Genomic DNA, 20,434 nt, shown 5'->3' on the forward strand with positions numbered 1-20,434 from the left:
GGCCAGTGAGTTTGCGGTGTCACTGGCCCGGTATGTCATGCTCAGGATGATTCCTTTTGCGTGATCCTGCGCAAACCCTTCAATCGATAACTTCACTCACTCAACCATCGCATAATCCGCCCGCCCCACCGGATCCGGTGTCGACCCTCTCACGTTCATCCCTCTGCCCGGTGCAAACCCCGGGAAGAACACCAGACCTTGCGACTCAAACCGATACGCCAACGCCAGCCGGGTGACATCCAGCACATCGCGTTCCGCCTCGAAACGCTGAATGGCGTCAACGGAAACCCCGGACTCCTCGGACAATTCTTCAACACTCCAGCCCAGCATCGCTCGGGCCTGGGCACAGTGGGCGGGGGTGAACTGGAAGAGGGCGATACGTTCCAGGGTGATTTTCATCGCAAGAGTGGCCATGGTGTTCTCCGGGCTCGAGAGTGCTGATTCAAAATGTACTGTGTTTTTGTACAGTTGTTTTGATCCCGGATCAAACTCATTTTTTTGATTGATTACACTTTTCAGTCAGGCAGGAGCTTGGGAGCGACTACGCTGTTTCTATGCGGGATCCCGATAGCTCAGGGCTTTCAGCTCCCGTAGCAGCAATGATTGAACGTCAGCTTTCTGATTTTCAATACAGGGAAAGGTGGCGTTTATGACGCAGTGCGTCACAGCGTTATGCAGGGAAGGGAATCATGAAAAGACTACGTCTGCTATGTGCCCTGATCGGTTTTACAAGTCTGCCCGTCGCGGCTGATATGGCATTGTTGAGCAAAGATGCCTTCGTCACCAACCTGATAAATCAGATGACCCTGGAGGAAAAAATCGGCCAACTGCGGCTGATCGCTATTGATGAAAAGATGACGCCCGAAAAAATACGCGAAGAGATCGCCGCCGGGCGAATCGGTGCTACCTACGGCTCTGTAAGCCGTTACGTAAACCGACCCATGCAGGACGCGGCTCAACAAAGTCGCCTGAAAATACCGATGTTTTTTGGCTGGGACGTGATACACGGCCATCGAACCATTTTCCCCATTGGCCTGGCATTGGCCTCCAGCTGGGATATTGGCGCTATCGAGTTAAGCGGTCGCATAGCGGCAAAAGAAGCCAGTGCGGACGGTATCGATATGACCTTCGCCCCGATGATAGATATCGCCCGGGATCCTCGTTGGGGACGCACCTCCGAAGGCTTTGGCGAAGACACCTACCTGGTTTCGCGCATTGCCAAAGCGATGGTTCAGGCCTACCAGGGCACAAGCCCGAATGCACCCGACAGCATCATGGCCAGCGCCAAACACTTTGCGTTGTATGGGGCTGTAGAGGGTGGGCGCGACTACAACAGCGTCGACATGGGCCTGGCCAGAATGCACCAGGATTACCTGCCACCTTATCGTTCGGCAATTGAGGGTGGCGCGGGGGCGATGATGGTGGCGCTTAACTCGATAAATGGCGTGCCAGCCGCTTCCAATGCCTGGTTGATGCAAGACCTGTTGCGCAAAGCATGGGGCTTCAAGGGACTGGTCATCAGCGACCATAACGGGATAAACGATCTGGTTCAGCATGGTGTTGCGAAGAATCACCGCGAAGCGGCCAGGCTCGCGATCAGGGCTGGCGTTGATATGAGCATGAACGATTTCTCCTATGGGCCGGAGCTATCGGGGCTGCTTGAGTCAGGCGCTATTTCCCAGAGCAATATTGATAACGCGGTGCGGGAAGTGCTGGGGGCCAAGTACGACATGGGGCTGTTCGAAGACCCTTACCGGCGCATCGGCGTTGCCAGTGAAGACCCCGCTGATAACAACGCCGAATACCGTCTGCACAGAACGCAGGCCCGTGAGGTCGCGCGCAAGACATTGGTGCTGCTGAAGAATGAAAATTCGCTCTTGCCGTTAAAAAAAGAGGGCGTGATCGCACTCATAGGCCCGTTGGCAAAAAGTACCGTCGACATCATGGGCAGTTGGTCCGCAAGCGGCGTGCCCGCGCAATCGGTGACGATCTACGACGGGCTGAAAAACGCGATGAGCCAAGGCTCGCTGATCTATGCCCGAGGCGCCAATCTCGAGGAGGATCAGGAGGTCGTTAAATACCTGGAGTACCAGGGAGTGTCCGAAATCGCGAACGACCCTCGTCCGGCAGCTGAAATGATTGACGAAGCGGTGAAGGCTGCACAGCAAGCCGATGTGGTGATTGCGGTAGTGGGCGAGCCCCGCAGTATGTCTCATGAAGCGGCCAGTCGAACCAGCCTCGATCTGCCTGGGCGCCAGAGTGAATTGATCACTGCCCTGAAAGCCACCGGCAAGCCGCTGGTACTGGTATTGATGAACGGCCGGCCACTTTCCATCGGCAAGGAGCAGAAACAGGCCGATGCGATTCTGGAAACCTGGTACAGCGGCTCCGAGGGGGGCAATGCCGTTGCCGATGTGTTGTTCGGGGACTACAACCCGTCTGGCAAATTACCCATCACCTTTCCGCGCTCCGTGGGGCAGATCCCGAATTACTACAGTCACTTGAACACCGGTCGCCCCTACATAGCGGGTGCGCTTCGCAACTACACGTCTCAATATTTCGATCAATCCCACGGTCCGCTTTATCCCTTCGGCTATGGGCTGAGTTATACCGATTTCAGCCTGACCGACATGGCCCTGTCTTCGACCACGCTGAGCAAGACCGACAATCTCGTCGCCAGCATCATGGTGAAGAACATCGGCCAGCGCGATGGCGAAACGGTGGTTCAGCTGTATATCCGCGATGTCGTGGGCTCCGTCAGCCGTCCGGTCAAAGAACTGAAGAACTTTCAAAAAATCATGCTCAAGGCCGGAGAGGAGAAAGCAGTCCATTTCAGCATCAATGAGAACGACTTGAAGTTCTTCAACAGCCAGTTGGAATACGCCGCCGAGCCGGGCGAGTTCCGGGTGCAGATCGGTCTGGATTCCCAGGATGTGAAGGAGCAGAGTTTTGAGTTGCTGTCAGAACAAGGCAGTGGCTAAGACCGATCAGTAAAGAAAATGAAGTGCCAAGCGCAGAACCTGTGGGAGCGGGCTTGCTCGCGAAAGCGGTGTATCAGGCAACATCAATGTTGACTGTGCCGCCGTCTTCGCGAGCAAGCCCGCTCCCACATGAATTGCGCTTGACCGGCTGACATTGGCGACTGTGCCCTCTCTATTTCACCCCTTCCAACCAAACGGACGGTGCCTGCCCCAGCACACGACGAAACATCGTCGAGAACGCCGCCGGGCTGTCATAACCAAAATCCAGCGCAATCCGCGTCACCGGCGTGCCCACCGCCAGCCGCGCCAAGGCCAGCACCACACAGGCCCGCTGCCGCCATTGGCTGAAACTCAGGCCAGTCTGCTGGCGGAACAAACGATTGAAAGTACGCAAACTGATATGCAACTGATCGGCCCATTGCTGCGGCGATTGATGAGTGTTCGGATGCTGGAGAAACGTCTGACACAACCCAAGCAGCCGCGAATCCATGGGCAACGGAATGTGCAACGGCAGGTGAGCGCTACGGGCCAATTCATGCAGCAGCAAGTCGATCAGCGCACCATCGCGCCCAGCCTCGTCGTACTCCTGCGCAACCTCCACCGCCTCCATCAACAAATGCCGCATCAACGGCGAAACACTGATCACCTGGCAGCGGTTGCCCAAATCAACCGCCCCCGGTTCGATGTACAAACTGCGCGTGCTCACCCCCAGCATCAACACCTCGTGCGCCACCCCCGGCGGAATCCACACCGCCCGCTGCGGCGGCACCACCCAATTGCCGTCGTGCGTACTCACCTGCATCACCCCGGTGGCACCGTACAACAACTGCGCCCGCCGGTGGGTATGGCGCGGCAATAGACGACCGTCGGGGTAATCCGTACCGATAGCCACCACCGGCCGTGGCGTATCGTCCAGCAGATCAATCGAAACATTGCGCATCGAGCGGCATCCAGCAGTTGGCGTAAACGCAAACATTATTGGCTTACTTGCTGAAGCAGGCCAAGCCCTAATACCAGTAAGTTAAGAGCAATCCATGTGGGAGCGGGCTTGCTCGCGAAAGCGGTGTGTCAGGCGAAATCAATGTTGACTGTGCCGCCGTCTTCGCGAGCAAGCCCGCTCCCACATGGATTGTTCTTTCACTCTCAACCAACGGACGATGCGCGATGTTCTTCTACCTCTTGCTGGCACTCTTCGGCTGCATGACCGGCGTCACCGCCGTGCTGTTCGGCTTCGGCGGCGGATTCGTCGTCGTGCCCTTGCTGTACCGCATGCTCACGGCCAGTCACGGCGCCGACGATCCCATCAGCCAATCGGCGATGCACATCGCCGTGGCCACCTCGACCTGCGTGATGATCGTCAACGCCCTGATCGCCACCGCAAAACATCAACGCGCCGGTAATCTCATTCGCCGTTACGTGTGGCCGTTGGGCGGGTTCATCGGCCTGGGCGCGATCGTCGGAGCCGTTGCTGCAATGTGGGCGAGTGGCGAGCTGATCCGTTTTGCCTTCATCGCCTACCTCGGCGTGACGATACTGGACTGCTTGTTCCGACGCGGTTTTCTCACACAGTCCGACGCCGTAATCCCACGGCGATTGGGCAGGGCAGAAGTGTCTGGCGGCGGTGTAGGCATCGGCACCATCGCCACGTTTCTCGGCGTGGGCGGCAGCGTCATGACCGTGCCGTTATTGCGGCGTTGTGGGCTGAGCATGTCTCGGGCAACGTCCATGGCCAATCCGTTGAGTCTGCCGGTTGCGGTGGCCGGGACGCTGACTTACATGGCGATGGCGGGGTTTACCGAGTTTGATCTGGGGCCGTGGTTTATCGGTTATGTGGATGTGCTGGCGTTTTTGGTGCTGACGGCTGGGGCGTTGGTGGGGATTCGGCTGGCCACGCCGTGGATCGGGCGGATACCGGATCGGGTGCATGCGCGGGTTTATATTGGTTTGCTGGTGGTGGTGATGCTCAGTATGGCGATGAAGTGAAGTGCGCAATGAAGCTCGATTCCCTCCTGCAACCTCGCCATAATCCGTCCTCGTTCAACCTGCGCCGCCTTCAACCTGCCGGCGCTGCTTCCGACTCATTCAGGGATCGATTAATGCTCAAAGGATTGTTACGTCTGGCGCCAGTCGCCGCGTTGTTACTCATGCTGTGTTCCACTGCTCATGGCGAGGATGGGAGACGAGTGTTCACCGGCACGCTGGGCAAGATGCCAATCGTGCTGGAAATGAACCTCTTTCAGCCTGACGAAGTGACCGGCCGCTACTTCTATGAAAAGTACCATCGCGACCTGGAGCTGAGCGGTTCGCTGCAAGAAGAGACCCTGACGCTAACCGAAGGCAATAACCGCTACGGCGACGACAACCCCCTGCCGACCCTGAAGCTGCAAGAAACGGCCAACGGCTGGCAGGGCGAATGGAAAAGCCCCAAGGGTAAAATCCTGCAAATGCAGTTGACCGAGGCCAAGCTGCCGGCACCGGCGGCGGACGCCTTGCCCTTCATCGCCGCGCTGCCGAAAAGCGATCCTTATGAATATCTTCGCCTGCAAGGCTTGAAGCTCAAACCGGGCAAGAAAGAGTCCTTCATGGGCTACGACCTGCAATGGTGGACGCAGCCCGAGTCCACTCTCTCCATGTTCAGCATCGAGTCCGGCTACCCGAAAGCCGACCAGCAGCGGGTCAATCAGCAATTGTTGGAGCGGCTCTGGAGCGAAGTCATCAGCTATCACGGCTGTTTGCTGCAAGGTGGGCAATATGCCGAGTTCGACCAAGGTGTCAGCCCCCAATTCCTATCGCCCGATGTGGTCAGCCTGAGCATCGCCACCAGCTACAGCTGCGGCGGCGCTCACCCGGATTTTGGCGATTCACCGATCAACCTCGACGTTCACACCGGTCATAGCCTGTCGCTGGACGACGTGCTGTGGGTTGGCAAAGGCAAGCCACTGCTGCACGCCGATCGCGACAGCGCGGGCGACACATCCTTGACCGAGGAAGAGAGCAACGCGCGATTCACCTATCAGCGCGAAGTGTTCGTGCCGTGGCTGATCAAACAATTCACCACACTGTACCCCGGCGAAATGCAGAAACCGACGGACGAGAACGACTGCGACTACACCGACGAAAGTGTTTGGGGTTATTCCAACTGGCACTTCACCGCCAAAGGCCTGTACCTGGGACCGTACTTCGCCCGCGTGCAACGCAATTGCGATGATCCGGGCTGGTCAGTGCTGCCGTACGCCGTGGTCAAGCAACATCCCGGCGCGGTCAAACTCCAACTGCCTCAGAACTAATTCCTAGCTCGCCGCCAACCCCGGCGCTTCACGAATAATGAAGTGATCCAGATTCTCAATATTCGCGCTAAACACCCCGAACGTCTGTTCGGGGTTTTTCTTGCTCGGCACCTGCTTCAACTCCGGCGTTACCCCATAAAAGAAGCAATACAACTGCGCCTCACTGTCGACGGCATGCTTGATCTCTTCCAGAAACGCTTTGCGCTTGCGGTAGTTGTCGATCAGCTTCTTGCTCAGGTAAACATTCACCGAGTAAGGCTTCTTCTTCGCCTCGTCCGGTTGCTTGAACCAGACCTTCTGTTCGAAATCGATGCGAAAGCTCTGGGTGTAATCCTTGATCTCCTTGATTTTTCCCCAGTAAATCAACCCCTTGTTGTCCTGCAGGTATTCGATCTTCTTGAAGAACGACCCATAAGGCGCCGTGTGCTCGCCAATCTTCAGCGGCATGCGCTTGAGAAGCTCCTTGTCCTCGAAGTTCGACACAAAACACTCCACCGGGTGGGCGAAGACACTGGTCTTGTCGGGCGCCGACTCCCGGCTCGGATGCTCGACGTTACTGGCCGCTGAAGTTGGTTTGGGGTCATCCCGCATGACATCCGCAGCCACAGCCGGGTTGGACGGCTTGCGCACATACTCACGCCGAGTCAGCAACAACTCCGATGGGAAATGCTCCTCCCGACTGTCATCCAATTCCGCACCATCCGCATCCAGTCCCGACGCCGGCGTTTTCAGACTGACATAAGGACAACCCTCGACATGCCGCGTGCTGGGAATGTTCTTGAAGTGCGGCGTGCGCACGTAATTCACATTCTTGGCGTTGAACGTCCCCAACACGTTGGTCGCATCAAACGCTGAACGGCAGGCATCGTTGGGGCACTGGAAATGCTCCTTGGCGGAATCGAACTCCATCGTCTCGTCGAAATTCAAATCGCGCACGTCATAGATCGACAGCTTGTCGTCGAGGCTGAGGCAGTAGGCGAGGTCGAATTTCATGGGCTATCGGGCTCTTTGAGGGGATCGTTTTTATAGTCGCTAAGCGTTCGTCCTGCACAGCTTTTTCCACTGCGCGATCTACTTCTCTGTGCGGCTTTACCAGTGATGGCAATGTAGCTACCGTTGTAGGATAAATTTCCTGCGGCTGTGCGCTATTTCCTACGTCGAGTTTCGGTTTCTGCAACCCGTGTCGACTGTGATCGAGCCGCACCCCGCGATGACCATTTGCTCACGTAGCAAGGATAGCGACTCGATGACTTCGCCTGCACTTAACCAAATCTTGTTTGGCCCACCGGGAACCGGTAAGACGTTCGCCACTATCGAGGCCGCGCTGGAAATTCTTGCTCCTGAGTTTCTTCGGGCCAACAAAGGCAAACGGGTGGCTTTAAAGAAACGCTTTGATGAGTTAGCCGAAGATGGGCACGTTGAGTTCGTCACCTTTCATCAAAGCTTCAGCTACGAGGACTTCGTCGAAGGTCTACGTGCTGAAAGCGGAGAAGATGGGCAATTGCGCTACGAAGTCGTCGATGGTGTGTTCAAAAAAATGTGCACCTCTGCCATGGCCAAAGTAAAGAGCCCCGGTGCTCTATTTATAAAGGGGGAGTCATTTGGTTCGGGGTACATAGTCGCGAGTGCATCTGCTGAGTTGCTGAGCTTGGTTAAACCTAATGGTAAAGAGCTACCGATTGGGATGAGTATTCTTCACACGCTCGCTGAATATGTGCGGGCAGGGCGGTTAACCGTCGCAGATGTTCGCAACAAGCTAGTTTTTGACAAAGTGTCAGAAACTAAGCTGGAACCATATCTCATCAATGGCTACAACAATATTTTGCCGGTTTTGGTTCAGCGGATTTTGGATACGTCATCCGAAGACGCAAAGGTCAAGGAAACAACTCAATCCAGCGACGCACGCGTACTCATCATCGATGAAATAAATCGCGGCAATATCTCTCGGATCTTCGGTGAGCTGATTACTCTCATCGAGCCATCCAAGCGTGCAGGAGTCGACGAGGCATTAAAGGTGACGCTGCCGTATTCGAAGGATCATTTCAGCGTTCCGAGTAATGTCTACCTCATTGGCACCATGAACACCGCTGATCGTTCATTGGCCGGTCTAGATATCGCACTGCGTCGTCGTTTCACGTTCCGCGAAATGCCGCCTAAGCCTGAGCTGCTGAACGACGTCACCGTGGGGGAACTCAATGTTGCCCAACTCCTAATAGTGATGAATCAACGAATTGAAATGCTTTTAGACCGAGATCATTGCTTAGGACACGCGTATTTCATGCCGTTAAAGGATGAGCCAACGCTGGAGCGATTGGGCCAAATCTTTCGCGAGCAAGTGCTCCCATTGCTGCAAGAGTATTTCTTCGAAGATTGGCTACGGATTCAATGGGTCCTTAACGATCATCGCAAGGCCCCTGAAAACTGCTTTATCGCGCAGGCGCTATTCAACTCAGGATCTTTGTTTGGCGATCAAGTGGTGCTAAGTAACCAAAATAACCAATGGATTATCAACGAAGACGCCTTTGCTCGGATTGAGTCTTTCTGGGGCGTCATTGATCACCAAGCAGTACCTCCAAAGGTCCAGGAGGCTATTGAAGCTGAAAAAGACGACATTCAGGTTCGTCAGCTTGAAAGCGGATCAATCGAGGTTTTAAAGTCTGGGAAGATCGTCAGCCCATCTAAACCTATTTTGCGAGAGCTTGCCGCAGCACATGGCCTGACAACACACCATGCAAGTGGTCTTGAGTTTAATACTCGCCATCTTGGCGCGGCCGTAATCAGCGCATTGAAAGGCGTGACGGTGTGAAACCCATCATCACGGTCCGCGAGTACGCGAGGCTGACGACAGATAAAATCACTGAGCCGACATTGGATCTTGCTCAGGTATCGGTTTCCGCCTTTGACTGGCTGTGCAAATTGAATGCTACTTTCAGCAATGCTGGAGCTGCACTGGTTCAGCTTGAAAATCGGTGTTTACTCAAACTCGACAACTACGTTGGTGTGTTGGAAACACCCTGTGGCACGCGTCTTGAAATTCTCCCCAAACATTTTGAGCGAGAGGACTGCATTAAGCAGAGCAGAGTGTTGTTGCGGCGCATGATCCAAGCTTCTCTAAATTTACCCACCCGTGAAGTCGGCGCGGCAGATCTTCAAAATTTCGATGCACCGCTGAGCGAATGGGTCATGGGCCGATTCCTACTGGCTCTGGATCACTTGATCAAGCGAGGTCTACGCTTTGACTACCAGCGCGTAGAGGAGGAACAACGGTTCCTACGTGGTCAATTGGATGTGGTTAAGCAAATGCGCCAACCCCCTGGGCGCCAGCACCATTTCCAGATTCGACACGATATCTATTTGCCCGACCGATCAGAAAACCGCTTACTCAAATTCGCGTTAGATGAGGTCTGCAAAGCAACAAAAGATGCTGGTAACTGGCGTCTGGCTCACGAGTTAAGAAGTGTGTTGTTAGAGGTTCCTCCAAGTCGCAATGTGCAGCAGGATTTCAAACAATGGAGTAGCGAGCGACTGATGGCGCACTACGTGCCAGTGAAGCCCTGGTGCGAGCTGATTATCAATCAAAAGATGCCTTTGGCGGTCGCCGGGGAGTGGCATGGCATGAGCTTGTTGTTTCCTATGGAGAAGCTGTTTGAGCGCTATGTAGCTGCGAGTCTAGACAGGGATCTGCTGCAAGACGCTCGGCTTCAAACTCAAGCCCACACTGAATATTTGTGTCAGCACAAAGGCAAAAACTTCTTTCAATTGCGACCGGATTTGATAGTTCACCATCAGAATAAACGCTGGGTGCTAGACACAAAATGGAAGCGGTTGAACTCATCTGGTGAGGATAAGAGCTACGGTTTGAAGCAGTCTGATTTCTATCAGTTGTTCGCCTATGGCCACAAATACCTATCGGGCGAGGGGGAGTTGGTGCTGATTTATCCAAGACGATCTGCGTTTGATGCGCCGTTGCAGGTATTCGAGTTTGCACCGCAACTCAAGCTTTGGGTGCTGCCGTTTGATATGGAGCGTGGCGTATTGTTAGGCGCTCCTGAAGGGTTCCCGCTTCACTCTCAGCAACAGCGATCAAGTGAACAGTCGGCGTGATGCTCAATGCTCCCAATCAAATGGGTGCAGAAAGCTGCACCCATTTTTAGCGGCTTTCTAAAATAGAAATAGCCGTGAAGCTTTCCTCCACCAAGATGTTTGCTGTTGAGTCAGCAGGATGCAAGGCATGTCCCGCATCCGAATCCATGGTTCATTCTGCCAATGCAGCAAACTCAGTTGCATCTGTGGCCAATCCAGAACGCTCAAGGTCGGACGCTCAACTGCCTGCGCTGGTCTTGCGTCACGCAGTGCAGCTACAACCTGATGCGTCAGCCATTCGCGTAGTGAGCGATATTCGGGGCAATAGTGATAAACCAATAATGCATACACGCCCGACTCGCTGAGCATCAGTCGCTCCTCTGCTACTCCATGAGCATGTACCAACAACATCCGTCGCTGATCCATATCGAGTTTTCGGGACATTCGCTCGTCCAAATATTTACCCATCAATCGCCCTATATCGCGCGCGCAAAACCAGGCTTGGTTTTCGAAGAGTAGGGCGTGGAGATGAATGTCGTGGCGAGTGAATAGGGTGCATGGGAGAGGCTCCCACTCGTCGTTCATTGGTGTGGATAAATTTCTGGATGCGAGTTGAGTGGACATAATCCGTGACCTCTACGTATTAAGGGGACAGGGCCAGACCCAACGTAGAGTGGAATTAGAAAATCCCAACGAGCAAAGCCGTCACATTCCAACGACAAACCACCAAAGGGTGAATTGCGAATCTGTGTGATTGACCAAGCTTTCTACGTTGGGCGTTTCTTAGGCACCTGCGATGGAGCTTAGAGGTGCTTTTAGCGGGTATCAATGGAGAAGCAGCTGTAAGTGCTGTAGGAGATTTAGCGCTGTGACGTAGGGATGGAAAAGGACTACTCATTGCCCATAAAAAAGCCCCGATCAGATCGGGGCTTTGCTTTTTTGACTTGTCGACTCAGGCTGCAATCGTCAAATCATGGCGAGCTAGGCTATTAATCCCAGCTAAGCGCACCACCGGTTTGGTATTCAATAACCCGAGTCTCAAAGAAATTCTTCTCTTTCTTCAAGTCCATAATCTCGCTCATCCAAGGGAACGGGTTAGTCGTCCCTGGATACTCTTCTTTAAGACCAATCTGCGACAGACGACGGTTAGCAATAAACTTCAGGTAGTCCTCCATCATCGCCGCATTCATGCCCAACACCCCACGAGGCATGGTGTCACGAGCGTATTCGATCTCCAGCTGAGTCCCCTGCAGAATCATCTGCGAAGCTTCTTCCTTCATTTCAGCATCCCACAAATGCGGGTTTTCGATTTTGATCTGGTTGATCACGTCGATGCCGAAGTTCAGGTGCATGGATTCGTCGCGCAGGATGTACTGGAACTGTTCGGCGACGCCGGTCATTTTGTTGCGGCGGCCCATGGAGAGGATTTGGGTGAAGCCGCAGTAGAAGAAGATGCCTTCCAGAACGCAGTAGTAGGCGATCAGGTTGCGCAGCAATTCTTTGTCGGTTTCGACGGTGCCGGTTTCGAACTTCGGATCGGAGATCGAACGGGTGTATTTCAGGCCCCAGGTGGCTTTTTTCGCGACCGATGGGATCTCGTGGTACATGTTGAAGATCTCGCCTTCATCCATGGCCAACGATTCGATGCAGTACTGGTAGGCGTGGGTGTGGATCGCCTCTTCGAACGCCTGGCGCAGGATGTACTGGCGGCATTCCGGGTTGGTGATCAGGCGGTACACGGCCAGGACCAGGTTGTTGGCAACCAGGGAGTCGGCGGTGGAGAAGAAGCCGAGGTTGCGCATCACGATGCGGCGCTCGTCGTCGGTCAGGCCTTCCGGGTTTTTCCAGAGGGCGATGTCGGCGGTCATGTTGACTTCTTGCGGCATCCAGTGGTTTGCGCAGCCGTCCAGGTACTTCTGCCATGCCCAGTCATATTTGAATGGGACGAGCTGGTTGAGGTCGGCGCGGCAGTTGATCATGCGCTTTTCATCGACAGCTACACGGGCAGAGGCGCCTTCCAGTTCGGCGAGGCCTTCGGCGACGTCGAGGGAGTCCAAGGCAGCCTTGGCGCGGGCGATTGCGGCGGAGTCCGTCGCGGTCACGGCGCGGGCCTCTTGAGCGGCGGCACCACCGGCGCTGTCGAGGCGGTCCATGTTGGCTTCAGAAGCGTGGCCGGCGTTGGCGCCTTTTACAGCGACTTCGCCGTCATCTTCTTTGTCGAATTCGTCCCAGCTCAGCATGACGTGTCGTCTCCTGCGTGAGGGCCAGATTGCCCGTGTGAAAACTGATAGGTTGGTTTTTCACACAGCCGTTTCTGGCCGCGTTGGATCTAAAGGAAATCGTTTTTTGCAGCAGTACCGTTTTTTGCGGCGGTAAGCAGGCAACAAACAGAATTTTGTACGGGTGTTCCGAAGCCGCTGATGGGCGCAAAAAACATGAGTCGCTTCTGCGTGGGCTTCAGACTGGCTTTTCACCCCTGTAAGGGAATATTGCAGGCCCGTTTAAGTGCGCATTATAAGGAAATTTTCAGCCCCGTGGTGCGGCGAAATGGCACTCGGAGCGGTCGGCGAGGGGCGTTTTCAGGTTGGAGCGAGGGTTTACAGGGCTTTGGCGGAGGAAGTTTTTTTTTCGTCTGTTTTGGCTGGTTTTTGACGGTGAGGGCTGGGTGTTGGCGCCGTTAGGGTCTGCTGTTGTGTTGCAAGCCAGGTGGGGCGGGGCTTTCAGGGGAGGGGAGGCGTTTTTGTGGGTGAGATTGTGTGCAGTTTTTGGCTGAAAATATTCTTGAAATAAATTGCTCAAAAAATAACCAGAAGCGGCATTTTTTACTACATGTAGTGGTTTTGGTCGATTTTTGACCACTTAAGACACAACTAAGCCCGACCGAAGTCGGGCTGTGAGGTCGTATTCAGTTTTCAGCTGAAACGAGCTGCACCTACGTGGTCAGCACCATCGGCAGCGAGCTTGGCAGCGCCAGTGTGATCGAAGCCATCAGCGGCGACTTTGGCGGCGCCAGTGTGATCAAAACCATCAGCAGCCACCTTGGCAGCGCCAGTGCGATCAAAACCATCAGAAGCGAAAGAAGCCGAACCAGTGTGGTCGTAACCATCAGAAGCGACAGCCGCTTCAGTGAAAGTAGACGAGCCAGTGCGGTCGTAGCCATCGGCGGCGAAGGTGTTAGCGGCCAGGACGGAAAGGGTCAGGGCGAGGATCAGTTTGGTTTTCATGGTAGTGGCTCCAGGTTCGTTGGCGTTTTGTGCCTTGGGTGTGGAATTCATCCTACGCCAACTATTTTGATTAAAAAGCGCAAATAAACGCTTAAAACAATCGTGTTTGTCGATATAAGGCCTGGCGCTTCATCTGTCTTTAAAAAGGATGGGTCGAGCCTTGGGAGATAGAAGGGGGCGGATCAGCCGTTAGAGCAGCCGTTGCCCATGACGCTGTAGCGCAGAATGTGCCGCTGACCTTTGGAGTCGTCGTATTCCATTTTGGCTGGAACCACTTCGCAGACGTTCGGGATTTCGCTCATCGATATAACTTTGGCGATGTCCAGATGGGTGGAGTAGGTGTATTCCTCAATGGCGGGTTGTTGCTGTGCGACATCAGTCGAGACCTCATCCGCCATGGCGGTTGCGCACAGACTGCTGAGGGCCAGAACCAATAAAGCTTTCATTTCAAATTTACCTTTCTGAAGTCGAAGGGGGTCACGCAATCTTTTTGGGATTGCGTGTGGAGCTTTAATAAAGAGTCTTGGATTAACTGCCTTTGTGGGGGCTGCAACTGGGTTAATCGCGTTGCCGTGTTGGCGAGGCTGATTTTAGGCCTGGGGGTGGCGTGCATATAGCCGTGCTTTTGATAAACACCTTTGGCAAATTCGGTAACAATCCCCCAAGAAGCCTAGAACAGCCGGGTTTGAGCGCCTTGTCGCGGTATAGCCACATTTTGTAGGGGCTTGTTACTACCATCGTCGAATGGTTCTATAGGCCCGGCCCGGCTACAACTGGGGCCATACAAAAACAACTATTCCACCGAGGTAAGAAAGATGAGTGCGGCTTCTTTGTATCCCGTTCGTCCCGAGGTAGCAGCCAACACGCTGACTGACGAGGCCACCTATAAGGCCATGTACCAGCAGTCGGTCGTCAACCCGGACGGCTTCTGGCGTGAACAAGCCAAGCGCCTCGACTGGATCAAGCCTTTCACCACGGTGAAGCAGACGTCCTTCGACGATCACCATGTCGATATCAAATGGTTCGCCGACGGCACGCTGAACGTTTCCTACAACTGCCTCGACCGTCATCTGGCCGAGCGCGGCGATCAAATCGCGATTATTTGGGAAGGGGATGACCCTGCCGAAAGCCGCAACATCACCTACCGTGAGCTGCACGAACAAGTCTGCAAGTTCGCCAACGCCTTGCGCGGCCAGGATGTGCACCGCGGCGACGTGGTGACAATCTATATGCCGATGATCCCCGAAGCCGTGGTCGCCATGCTGGCCTGCACCCGGATCGGCGCGATTCACTCGGTAGTGTTCGGTGGTTTCTCGCCGGAAGCCCTGGCTGGCCGGATCATCGACTGCAAATCCAAAGTGGTGATCACCGCTGACGAAGGCATTCGTGCCGGCAAGAAAATTCCGCTGAAGACCAACGTCGACGACGCGCTGACCAACCCGGAAACCAGCAGCATTCAGAAAGTCATCGTGTGCAAGCGCACCGGTGGCGATATCAAGTGGAACCAGCATCGCGACATCTGGTACGAAGACCTGATGAAAGTGGCGGGCAGTGTGTGCGCGCCGAAAGAGATGGGCGCCGAAGAAGCGCTGTTCATCCTTTATACCTCCGGTTCCACCGGCAAGCCGAAGGGCGTGCAGCACACCACCGGCGGTTATCTGCTGTATGCGGCGATGACCCACGAGCGCGTGTTCGACTACCGTCCGGGCGAAATCTACTGGTGCACCGCCGACGTCGGCTGGGTCACCGGCCACACTTATATCGTCTACGGCCCGTTGGCCAATGGCGCGACCACGCTGCTGTTCGAAGGCGTGCCGAACTATCCGGACATCACCCGGGTGGCGAAGATCGTCGACAAGCACAAGGTCAACATCCTCTACACCGCACCTACCGCGATTCGCGCGATGATGGCGTCGGGCACCGCCGCTGTAGAAGGCGCCGATGGCAGCAGCCTGCGTCTGTTGGGTTCGGTCGGTGAGCCGATTAACCCGGAAGCGTGGGATTGGTACTACAAGAACGTCGGTCAATCCCGTTGCCCGATCGTCGATACCTGGTGGCAGACCGAGACCGGCGGCAACATGATGAGCCCGCTGCCGGGCGCTCACGCGCTCAAGCCGGGTTCGGCGTCACGTCCGTTCTTCGGGGTGGTACCAGCGCTGGTGGACAACCTCGGTAACATCATCGAAGGCGTGGCCGAGGGCAACCTGGTGATTCTCGATTCGTGGCCAGGCCAGGCGCGCACGCTGTATGGCGACCATGACCGCTTCGTCGACACTTACTTCAAGACCTTCCGTGGCATGTACTTCACCGGTGACGGTGCGCGTCGTGACGAGGACGGTTACTACTGGATCACCGGGCGTGTGGATGACGTGCTTAACGTTTCCGGGCACCGCATGGGTACTGCCGAGATCGAAAGCGCGATGGTCGCGCACCCGAAAGTCGCCGAAGCGGCGGTGGTGGGTGTGCCGCACGACATCAAGGGGCAGGGCATTTATGTCTATGTCACGTTGATCGGTGGCGAAGAGCCGAGCGAGCAACTGCGCCTGGAACTGAAAAACTGGGTGCGTAAAGAGATCGGCCCGATTGCTTCGCCGGATGTGATTCAGTGGGCGCCGGGCCTGCCGAAAACCCGTTCGGGCAAGATCATGCGCCGGATTCTGCGCAAGATTGCTACGGCCGAATACGATGGATTGGGGGATATTTCGACCTTGGCCGACCCGGGTGTGGTGCAGCATTTGATTGATACGCACAAGACCATGAACGTCGCTTAACAGCGGTTCTTGAGTCATCGAAACCCCGCCAGACGTTGAGTTTGGTGGGGTTTTTTTATGGTGATCAGGTTGGGGGTGGTGGTGGCTGTTCGGGCCTCTTCGCGAGCAAGCCCGCTCCCACATTGAACCTGAGTTGCGCACAAAATCTGTGTTCACTGGAGATCAAATGTGGGAGCGGGCTTGCTCGCGAAGGCGGTCTGACAGGCGCCACATAAATAAACCCGAACCAATATTTATCGGTTCGCCTGTAGGCGCTGTCCCACTGTTACCCATCACCCTTCAAGTAACTGAATGTGTAACCGCACGCTCCGATACGAGGCATTGGGAAACGCAAAGCCCAGTCTCAGGGCCTCTCAATCGGCCATGAAAAATAAGACACAACGCTGCGCTTGCTGGATTAGAAGGGTTTGCCAATAATAGGCCCGCAATTTGCAATATAGATCGGTTCACTGTCTTTTGCTCTTGCATGAAATTGCAAGGCTGTCAACGCGCTCAAGCGGCTTTCTCGGTGCATCTGTAATTTGTTGTCGCATTGAAGAAATATCGGCTTCGGGCCTGTCGTTAGAATGCCGATCACTCGCTCGTCGTTGCCGGTGTTGAACTCAATGTTGAATTCAGCGCATGCATCCCAGGACGCAGCACCGCTTAGCTGTTTAACCCATTCGCATATTGGGCTGTCGCTCACTCTGCCGTTTTTGCCCTTTACCGATGGAGTCCCAAGATGAAGAAACTTGTGCTGCTTGGCGCCCTGGCACTGTCCGTGCTGTCCCTGCCGACCTTCGCCGATGACAAGCCTGTAAAAATCGGTATCGAAGCAGCTTACCCTCCGTTCGCCTCCAAGGCGCCGGACGGCAGCATCGTGGGTTTCGACTACGACATCGGTAACGCCCTGTGCGAAGAGATGAAGGTCAAGTGCGTATGGGTCGAGCAAGAGTTCGACGGCCTGATCCCGGCACTTAAAGTGCGCAAGATCGACGCGATCCTGTCGTCCATGTCGATCACTGAAGACCGCAAGAAGTCCGTGGACTTCACCAACAAGTACTACAACACCCCGGCTCGCCTGGTCATGAAGGCCGGCACTCAGGTCAGCGAAAACCTGGCTGAGTTGAAGGGCAAGAACATCGGCGTGCAACGTGGTTCGATCCACGAGCGTTTCGCCCGCGAAGTCCTGGCCCCACTGGGTGCCGAGATCAAGCCTTACGGTTCGCAGAACGAAATCTACCTCGACGTGGCCGCCGGTCGCCTCGACGGCACCGTGGCAGACGCGACCTTGCTGGATGACGGTTTCCTGAAAACCGACGCTGGCAAGGGTTTCGCCTTCGTTGGCCCGGCCTTCACCGACGTCAAATACTTCGGTGACGGCGTAGGTATCGCGGTTCGCAAGGGCGACGCGCTGAAAGAGAAGATCAACACCGCGATCGCGGCCATTCGCGAGAACGGCAAATACAAGCAAATCCAGGACAAGTACTTCGCCTTCGATATCTACGGCAAGTAATCGTCCCCGCAACAAGTCCGAAATGGCGCAAGCAGCAGGATCTCTGAGGTTTGCGCCATTTTTTCATCCCAACTTTCGAGGACCTGAATCATGTTGAAAGGCTACGGGGCTGTCATCCTCGATGGCGCATGGCTGACGCTTCAGCTCGCCTTGTCGTCCATGGCCCTGGCCATCGTTCTGGGGCTGATCGGCGTTGCGCTGCGTCTGTCGCCGGTGCGCTGGCTGGCCTGGCTGGGCGACCTGTATTCCACGGTGATCCGCGGTATTCCCGATCTGGTGCTGATCCTGCTGATTTTCTACGGCGGCCAGGACCTGCTCAACCGCGTCGCGCCGATGCTCGGCTATGACGACTACATCGACCTGAACCCGTTGGCCGCCGGTATTGGCACCCTGGGCTTCATCTTCGGTGCGTACCTGTCGGAAACCTTTCGCGGTGCCTTCATGGCAATCCCGAAGGGGCAGGCAGAAGCCGGCATGGCGTACGGCATGAGCAGTTTTCAGGTGTTCTTCCGGGTGTTGGTGCCGCAGATGATTCGTCTGGCGATTCCGGGTTTCACCAACAACTGGCTGGTATTGACCAAGGCGACCGCACTGATTTCGGTGGTCGGTCTGCAAGACATGATGTTCAAGGCCAAGCAGGCGGCAGATGCTACCCGCGAGCCTTTCACCTTCTTCCTCGCAGTGGCGGCGATGTACCTGGTGATTACCAGCGTCTCGTTGCTGGCATTGCGTCACCTTGAGAAGCGCTACTCGGTAGGCGTAAGGGCGGCTGATCTATGATCTTCGACTACAACGTCATTTGGGAGGCCTTGCCGCTGTACTTCGGCGGCCTGGTGACCACCCTTAAATTGCTCGCGCTGTCGCTGTTTTTCGGCCTGTTGGCAGCACTGCCGCTGGGGCTGATGCGCGTCTCCAAGCAGCCGGTCGTCAACATGAGTGCCTGGCTGTTCACCTACGTGATCCGCGGCACGCCGATGCTGGTGCAGCTGTTTTTGATCTACTACGGTCTGGCGCAATTCGAAGCGGTGCGTGAAAGCTTCCTTTGGCCATGGCTGTCCAGCGCCACGTTCTGTGCGTGCCTGGCCTTCGCCATCAACACCAGCGCTTACACCGCTGAAATCATCGCCGGCAGCCTGCGCGCCACGCCGAACGGCGAGATCGAAGCGGCCAAGGCTATGGGCATGTCGCGGGTCAAAATGTATAAGCGGATCTTGCTGCCATCGGCCCTGCGCCGGGCACTGCCGCAATACAGCAACGAAGTGATCATGATGCTGCAGACCACCAGTCTGGCGTCCATCGTGACCCTGATCGACATCACCGGTGCCGCGCGCACGGTCAACGCTCAGTTCTACTTGCCGTTCGAAGCCTACATCACCGCCGGCGTGTTCTACCTGTGCCTGACGTTCATTCTGGTGCGCCTGTTCAAAATGGCCGAGCACCGCTGGCTGGGCTATCTGGCCCCGCGGAAGCACTGATATGGAACGCATCGATCATGCTTTGCCGTGGAGCCACCTGGGCAGCGAACGCCGGATTTCGGTGTTCCGCTTCGGCGCTGGCGAGCGCAAGGCCTACATTCAGGCCAGCCTGCACGCCGATGAACTGCCGGGAATGCGCACCGCCTGGGAGCTGAAAAAGCGCCTGACCGAACTCGAAGCCCAAGGCTTGCTGAACGGTGTGATTGAACTGGTACCGGTGGCCAATCCACTGGGCCTCGGTCAACTGCTTCAGGGTAACCATCAAGGGCGTTTCGAAGCCGGCAGCGGCAAGAACTTCAACCGGGATTTCGTCGAACTGAGCGAGCCGGTTGCCGCTGAGCTCCAAGGGCACCTGGGTGACGATCCTCACGCCAATATCCGTTTGATCCGTGAAACCATGAGCGATGTGCTGGCTGCATTGCCGCCTGCCGCGAGTCAGTTGCAAGGCATGCAGCGCATTTTGCTCAGCCATGCCTGCAATGCCGACGTGGTGCTGGATTTGCACTGCGATTGCGAAGCGGCGCTGCACATGTATGCCTTGCCGCAACACTGGCCGCATTGGCGTTCACTGGCTGCACACTTGAACGTCAAGGTCGGCCTGCTGGCGGAAGATTCCGGCGGCAGCTCCTTTGATGAAGCGTGTTCGCTGCCATGGCTGCGTCTGTCGCGTCTATTTCCGGACGCTCAGATTCCACTGGCCTGCTTGGCGACGACCATCGAGTTGGGCGGCCAATCCGATACCGGTCGCCCAGAGGCGCAGGCTTACGCCGAAGGCATTCTGGCGTTCCTCGCTGAACAGGGCTTGATCAGCGGTGAGTGGCCAAAGCCTGCGCAAGAGGCTTGCGAAGGCATGCCGTTCGAAGGCACAGAATTGCTGTTCGCGCCGCATCCTGGCGTGGTGAGTTTCCTGCGTAAACCCGGTGAGTGGGTTGAAGCGGGCGATGAGATTTTTGAAGTGATCGATCCGTTATCGGATCGGGTCAGCACGGTGTGTGCTGGTACGTCCGGGGTGCTGTTTGCCATTGAACGGCTGCGTTATGCCCAACCCGGTTTCTGGCTGGCCAAGGTGGCGGGGCGCGATGCGCTGCGTCACGGGCGCTTGCTCAACGACTGACTGA

The 20,434-nt window shown here is 55.8% G+C and carries 18 protein-coding genes; 10 read left to right on the forward strand and 8 right to left on the reverse strand.

Annotated elements, in window-relative coordinates; translation table 11 throughout:
* Positions 1 to 96: 96 nt before the first annotated feature.
* A complete protein-coding gene (locus AB7M29_RS10540) occupies positions 97 to 414 on the reverse strand; it encodes a helix-turn-helix domain-containing protein (RefSeq protein WP_038979406.1) in 318 nt (105 codons plus the stop codon).
* Positions 415 to 689: 275 nt separating this feature from the next.
* Here AB7M29_RS10540 and bglX point away from each other — a divergent pair, with 275 nt between their 5' ends.
* Entirely contained in the window at positions 690 to 2,981 is a 2,292-nt protein-coding gene (gene bglX, locus AB7M29_RS10545; RefSeq protein WP_454246819.1) for a beta-glucosidase BglX, read from the forward strand.
* 172 nt (positions 2,982 to 3,153) lie between these two features.
* Here the strand turns inward: bglX and AB7M29_RS10550 are convergent, their stop codons facing one another.
* A complete protein-coding gene (locus AB7M29_RS10550) occupies positions 3,154 to 3,921 on the reverse strand; it encodes an AraC family transcriptional regulator (RefSeq protein WP_454246820.1) in 768 nt (255 codons plus the stop codon).
* A 224-nt stretch (positions 3,922 to 4,145) separates the two neighbouring features.
* On the opposite strand from AB7M29_RS10550, the gene AB7M29_RS10555 reads away from it, so the two are divergent.
* Together AB7M29_RS10555 and AB7M29_RS10560 are read left to right on the forward strand one after the other, a co-directional pair.
* Entirely contained in the window at positions 4,146 to 4,964 is an 819-nt protein-coding gene (locus tag AB7M29_RS10555) for a sulfite exporter TauE/SafE family protein (RefSeq protein WP_454246821.1), read from the forward strand.
* Positions 4,965 to 5,077: 113 nt separating this feature from the next.
* Entirely contained in the window at positions 5,078 to 6,268 is a 1,191-nt protein-coding gene (locus AB7M29_RS10560; protein WP_454246822.1) for a hypothetical protein, read from the forward strand.
* Between the two features lie 3 nt (positions 6,269 to 6,271).
* Here AB7M29_RS10560 and AB7M29_RS10565 read toward each other — a convergent pair whose 3' ends face one another.
* Complete coding sequence (locus AB7M29_RS10565) at positions 6,272 to 7,261, reverse strand: hypothetical protein (protein ID WP_454246823.1); 990 nt, start codon at positions 7,259 to 7,261, stop codon at positions 6,272 to 6,274.
* 253 nt (positions 7,262 to 7,514) lie between these two features.
* On the opposite strand from AB7M29_RS10565, the gene AB7M29_RS10570 reads away from it, so the two are divergent.
* Positions 7,515 to 9,074 (forward strand): McrB family protein, encoded by a 1,560-nt coding sequence (locus AB7M29_RS10570; protein ID WP_038979412.1) that lies wholly within the window; start codon positions 7,515 to 7,517, stop codon positions 9,072 to 9,074.
* Complete coding sequence (locus tag AB7M29_RS10575; protein WP_052248619.1) at positions 9,071 to 10,372, forward strand: McrC family protein; 1,302 nt, start codon at positions 9,071 to 9,073, stop codon at positions 10,370 to 10,372. The genes AB7M29_RS10570 and AB7M29_RS10575 overlap by 4 nt, the downstream gene beginning before the upstream one ends.
* 57 nt (positions 10,373 to 10,429) lie before the next feature.
* Here the strand turns inward: AB7M29_RS10575 and AB7M29_RS10580 are convergent, their stop codons facing one another.
* The 4 genes from AB7M29_RS10580 to AB7M29_RS10595 form a co-directional block, all read right to left on the reverse strand.
* Complete coding sequence (locus AB7M29_RS10580; protein WP_437342750.1) at positions 10,430 to 10,975, reverse strand: BRO family protein; 546 nt, start codon at positions 10,973 to 10,975, stop codon at positions 10,430 to 10,432.
* 365 nt (positions 10,976 to 11,340) lie between these two features.
* Positions 11,341 to 12,591, reverse strand: coding sequence for a ribonucleotide-diphosphate reductase subunit beta (locus AB7M29_RS10585; RefSeq protein WP_007934889.1), 1,251 nt, complete (start codon positions 12,589 to 12,591; stop codon positions 11,341 to 11,343).
* A gap of 672 nt (positions 12,592 to 13,263) precedes the next feature.
* Entirely contained in the window at positions 13,264 to 13,575 is a 312-nt protein-coding gene (locus AB7M29_RS10590) for a hypothetical protein (protein ID WP_217856529.1), read from the reverse strand.
* 182 nt (positions 13,576 to 13,757) lie between these two features.
* A complete protein-coding gene (locus tag AB7M29_RS10595; RefSeq protein ID WP_217856528.1) occupies positions 13,758 to 14,021 on the reverse strand; it encodes a DUF2790 domain-containing protein in 264 nt (87 codons plus the stop codon).
* Between the two features lie 369 nt (positions 14,022 to 14,390).
* On the opposite strand from AB7M29_RS10595, the gene acs reads away from it, so the two are divergent.
* Positions 14,391 to 16,346 carry an acetate--CoA ligase gene (gene acs / locus AB7M29_RS10600; protein ID WP_448723319.1) on the forward strand — a complete coding sequence of 652 codons (1,956 nt, stop codon included), beginning with the start codon at positions 14,391 to 14,393 and terminating at the stop codon, positions 16,344 to 16,346.
* 397 nt (positions 16,347 to 16,743) lie between these two features.
* Here acs and AB7M29_RS10605 read toward each other — a convergent pair whose 3' ends face one another.
* Positions 16,744 to 17,031, reverse strand: a complete 288-nt coding sequence (locus AB7M29_RS10605; protein WP_454246824.1) for a hypothetical protein — start codon at positions 17,029 to 17,031, stop codon at positions 16,744 to 16,746.
* A gap of 36 nt (positions 17,032 to 17,067) precedes the next feature.
* Here AB7M29_RS10605 and AB7M29_RS10610 point away from each other — a divergent pair, with 36 nt between their 5' ends.
* The 4 genes from AB7M29_RS10610 (at position 17,068) to AB7M29_RS10625 (ending at position 20,430) form a co-directional block, all read left to right on the forward strand.
* Positions 17,068 to 17,841: an ABC transporter substrate-binding protein gene (locus tag AB7M29_RS10610; RefSeq protein WP_217856525.1), complete on the forward strand. Its 774-nt coding sequence runs from the start codon at positions 17,068 to 17,070 to the stop codon at positions 17,839 to 17,841.
* A 90-nt stretch (positions 17,842 to 17,931) separates the two neighbouring features.
* Complete coding sequence (locus AB7M29_RS10615; RefSeq protein WP_007951063.1) at positions 17,932 to 18,621, forward strand: ABC transporter permease; 690 nt, start codon at positions 17,932 to 17,934, stop codon at positions 18,619 to 18,621.
* The gene (locus AB7M29_RS10620) at positions 18,618 to 19,316 is read left to right on the forward strand and encodes an ABC transporter permease (protein WP_123495817.1); all 699 of its coding nucleotides are present in this window, start codon (positions 18,618 to 18,620) and stop codon (positions 19,314 to 19,316) included. Before AB7M29_RS10615 ends, AB7M29_RS10620 begins: the two co-directional genes overlap by 4 nt.
* 1 nt (position 19,317) lies before the next feature.
* On the forward strand, positions 19,318 to 20,430 hold the full coding sequence (locus tag AB7M29_RS10625) for a M14 family metallopeptidase (protein WP_217856524.1): 1,113 nt from the start codon (positions 19,318 to 19,320) through the stop codon (positions 20,428 to 20,430).
* Positions 20,431 to 20,434 lie beyond the last annotated feature (4 nt).

Source organism: Pseudomonas sp. F-14 TE3623, from assembly GCF_053629015.1.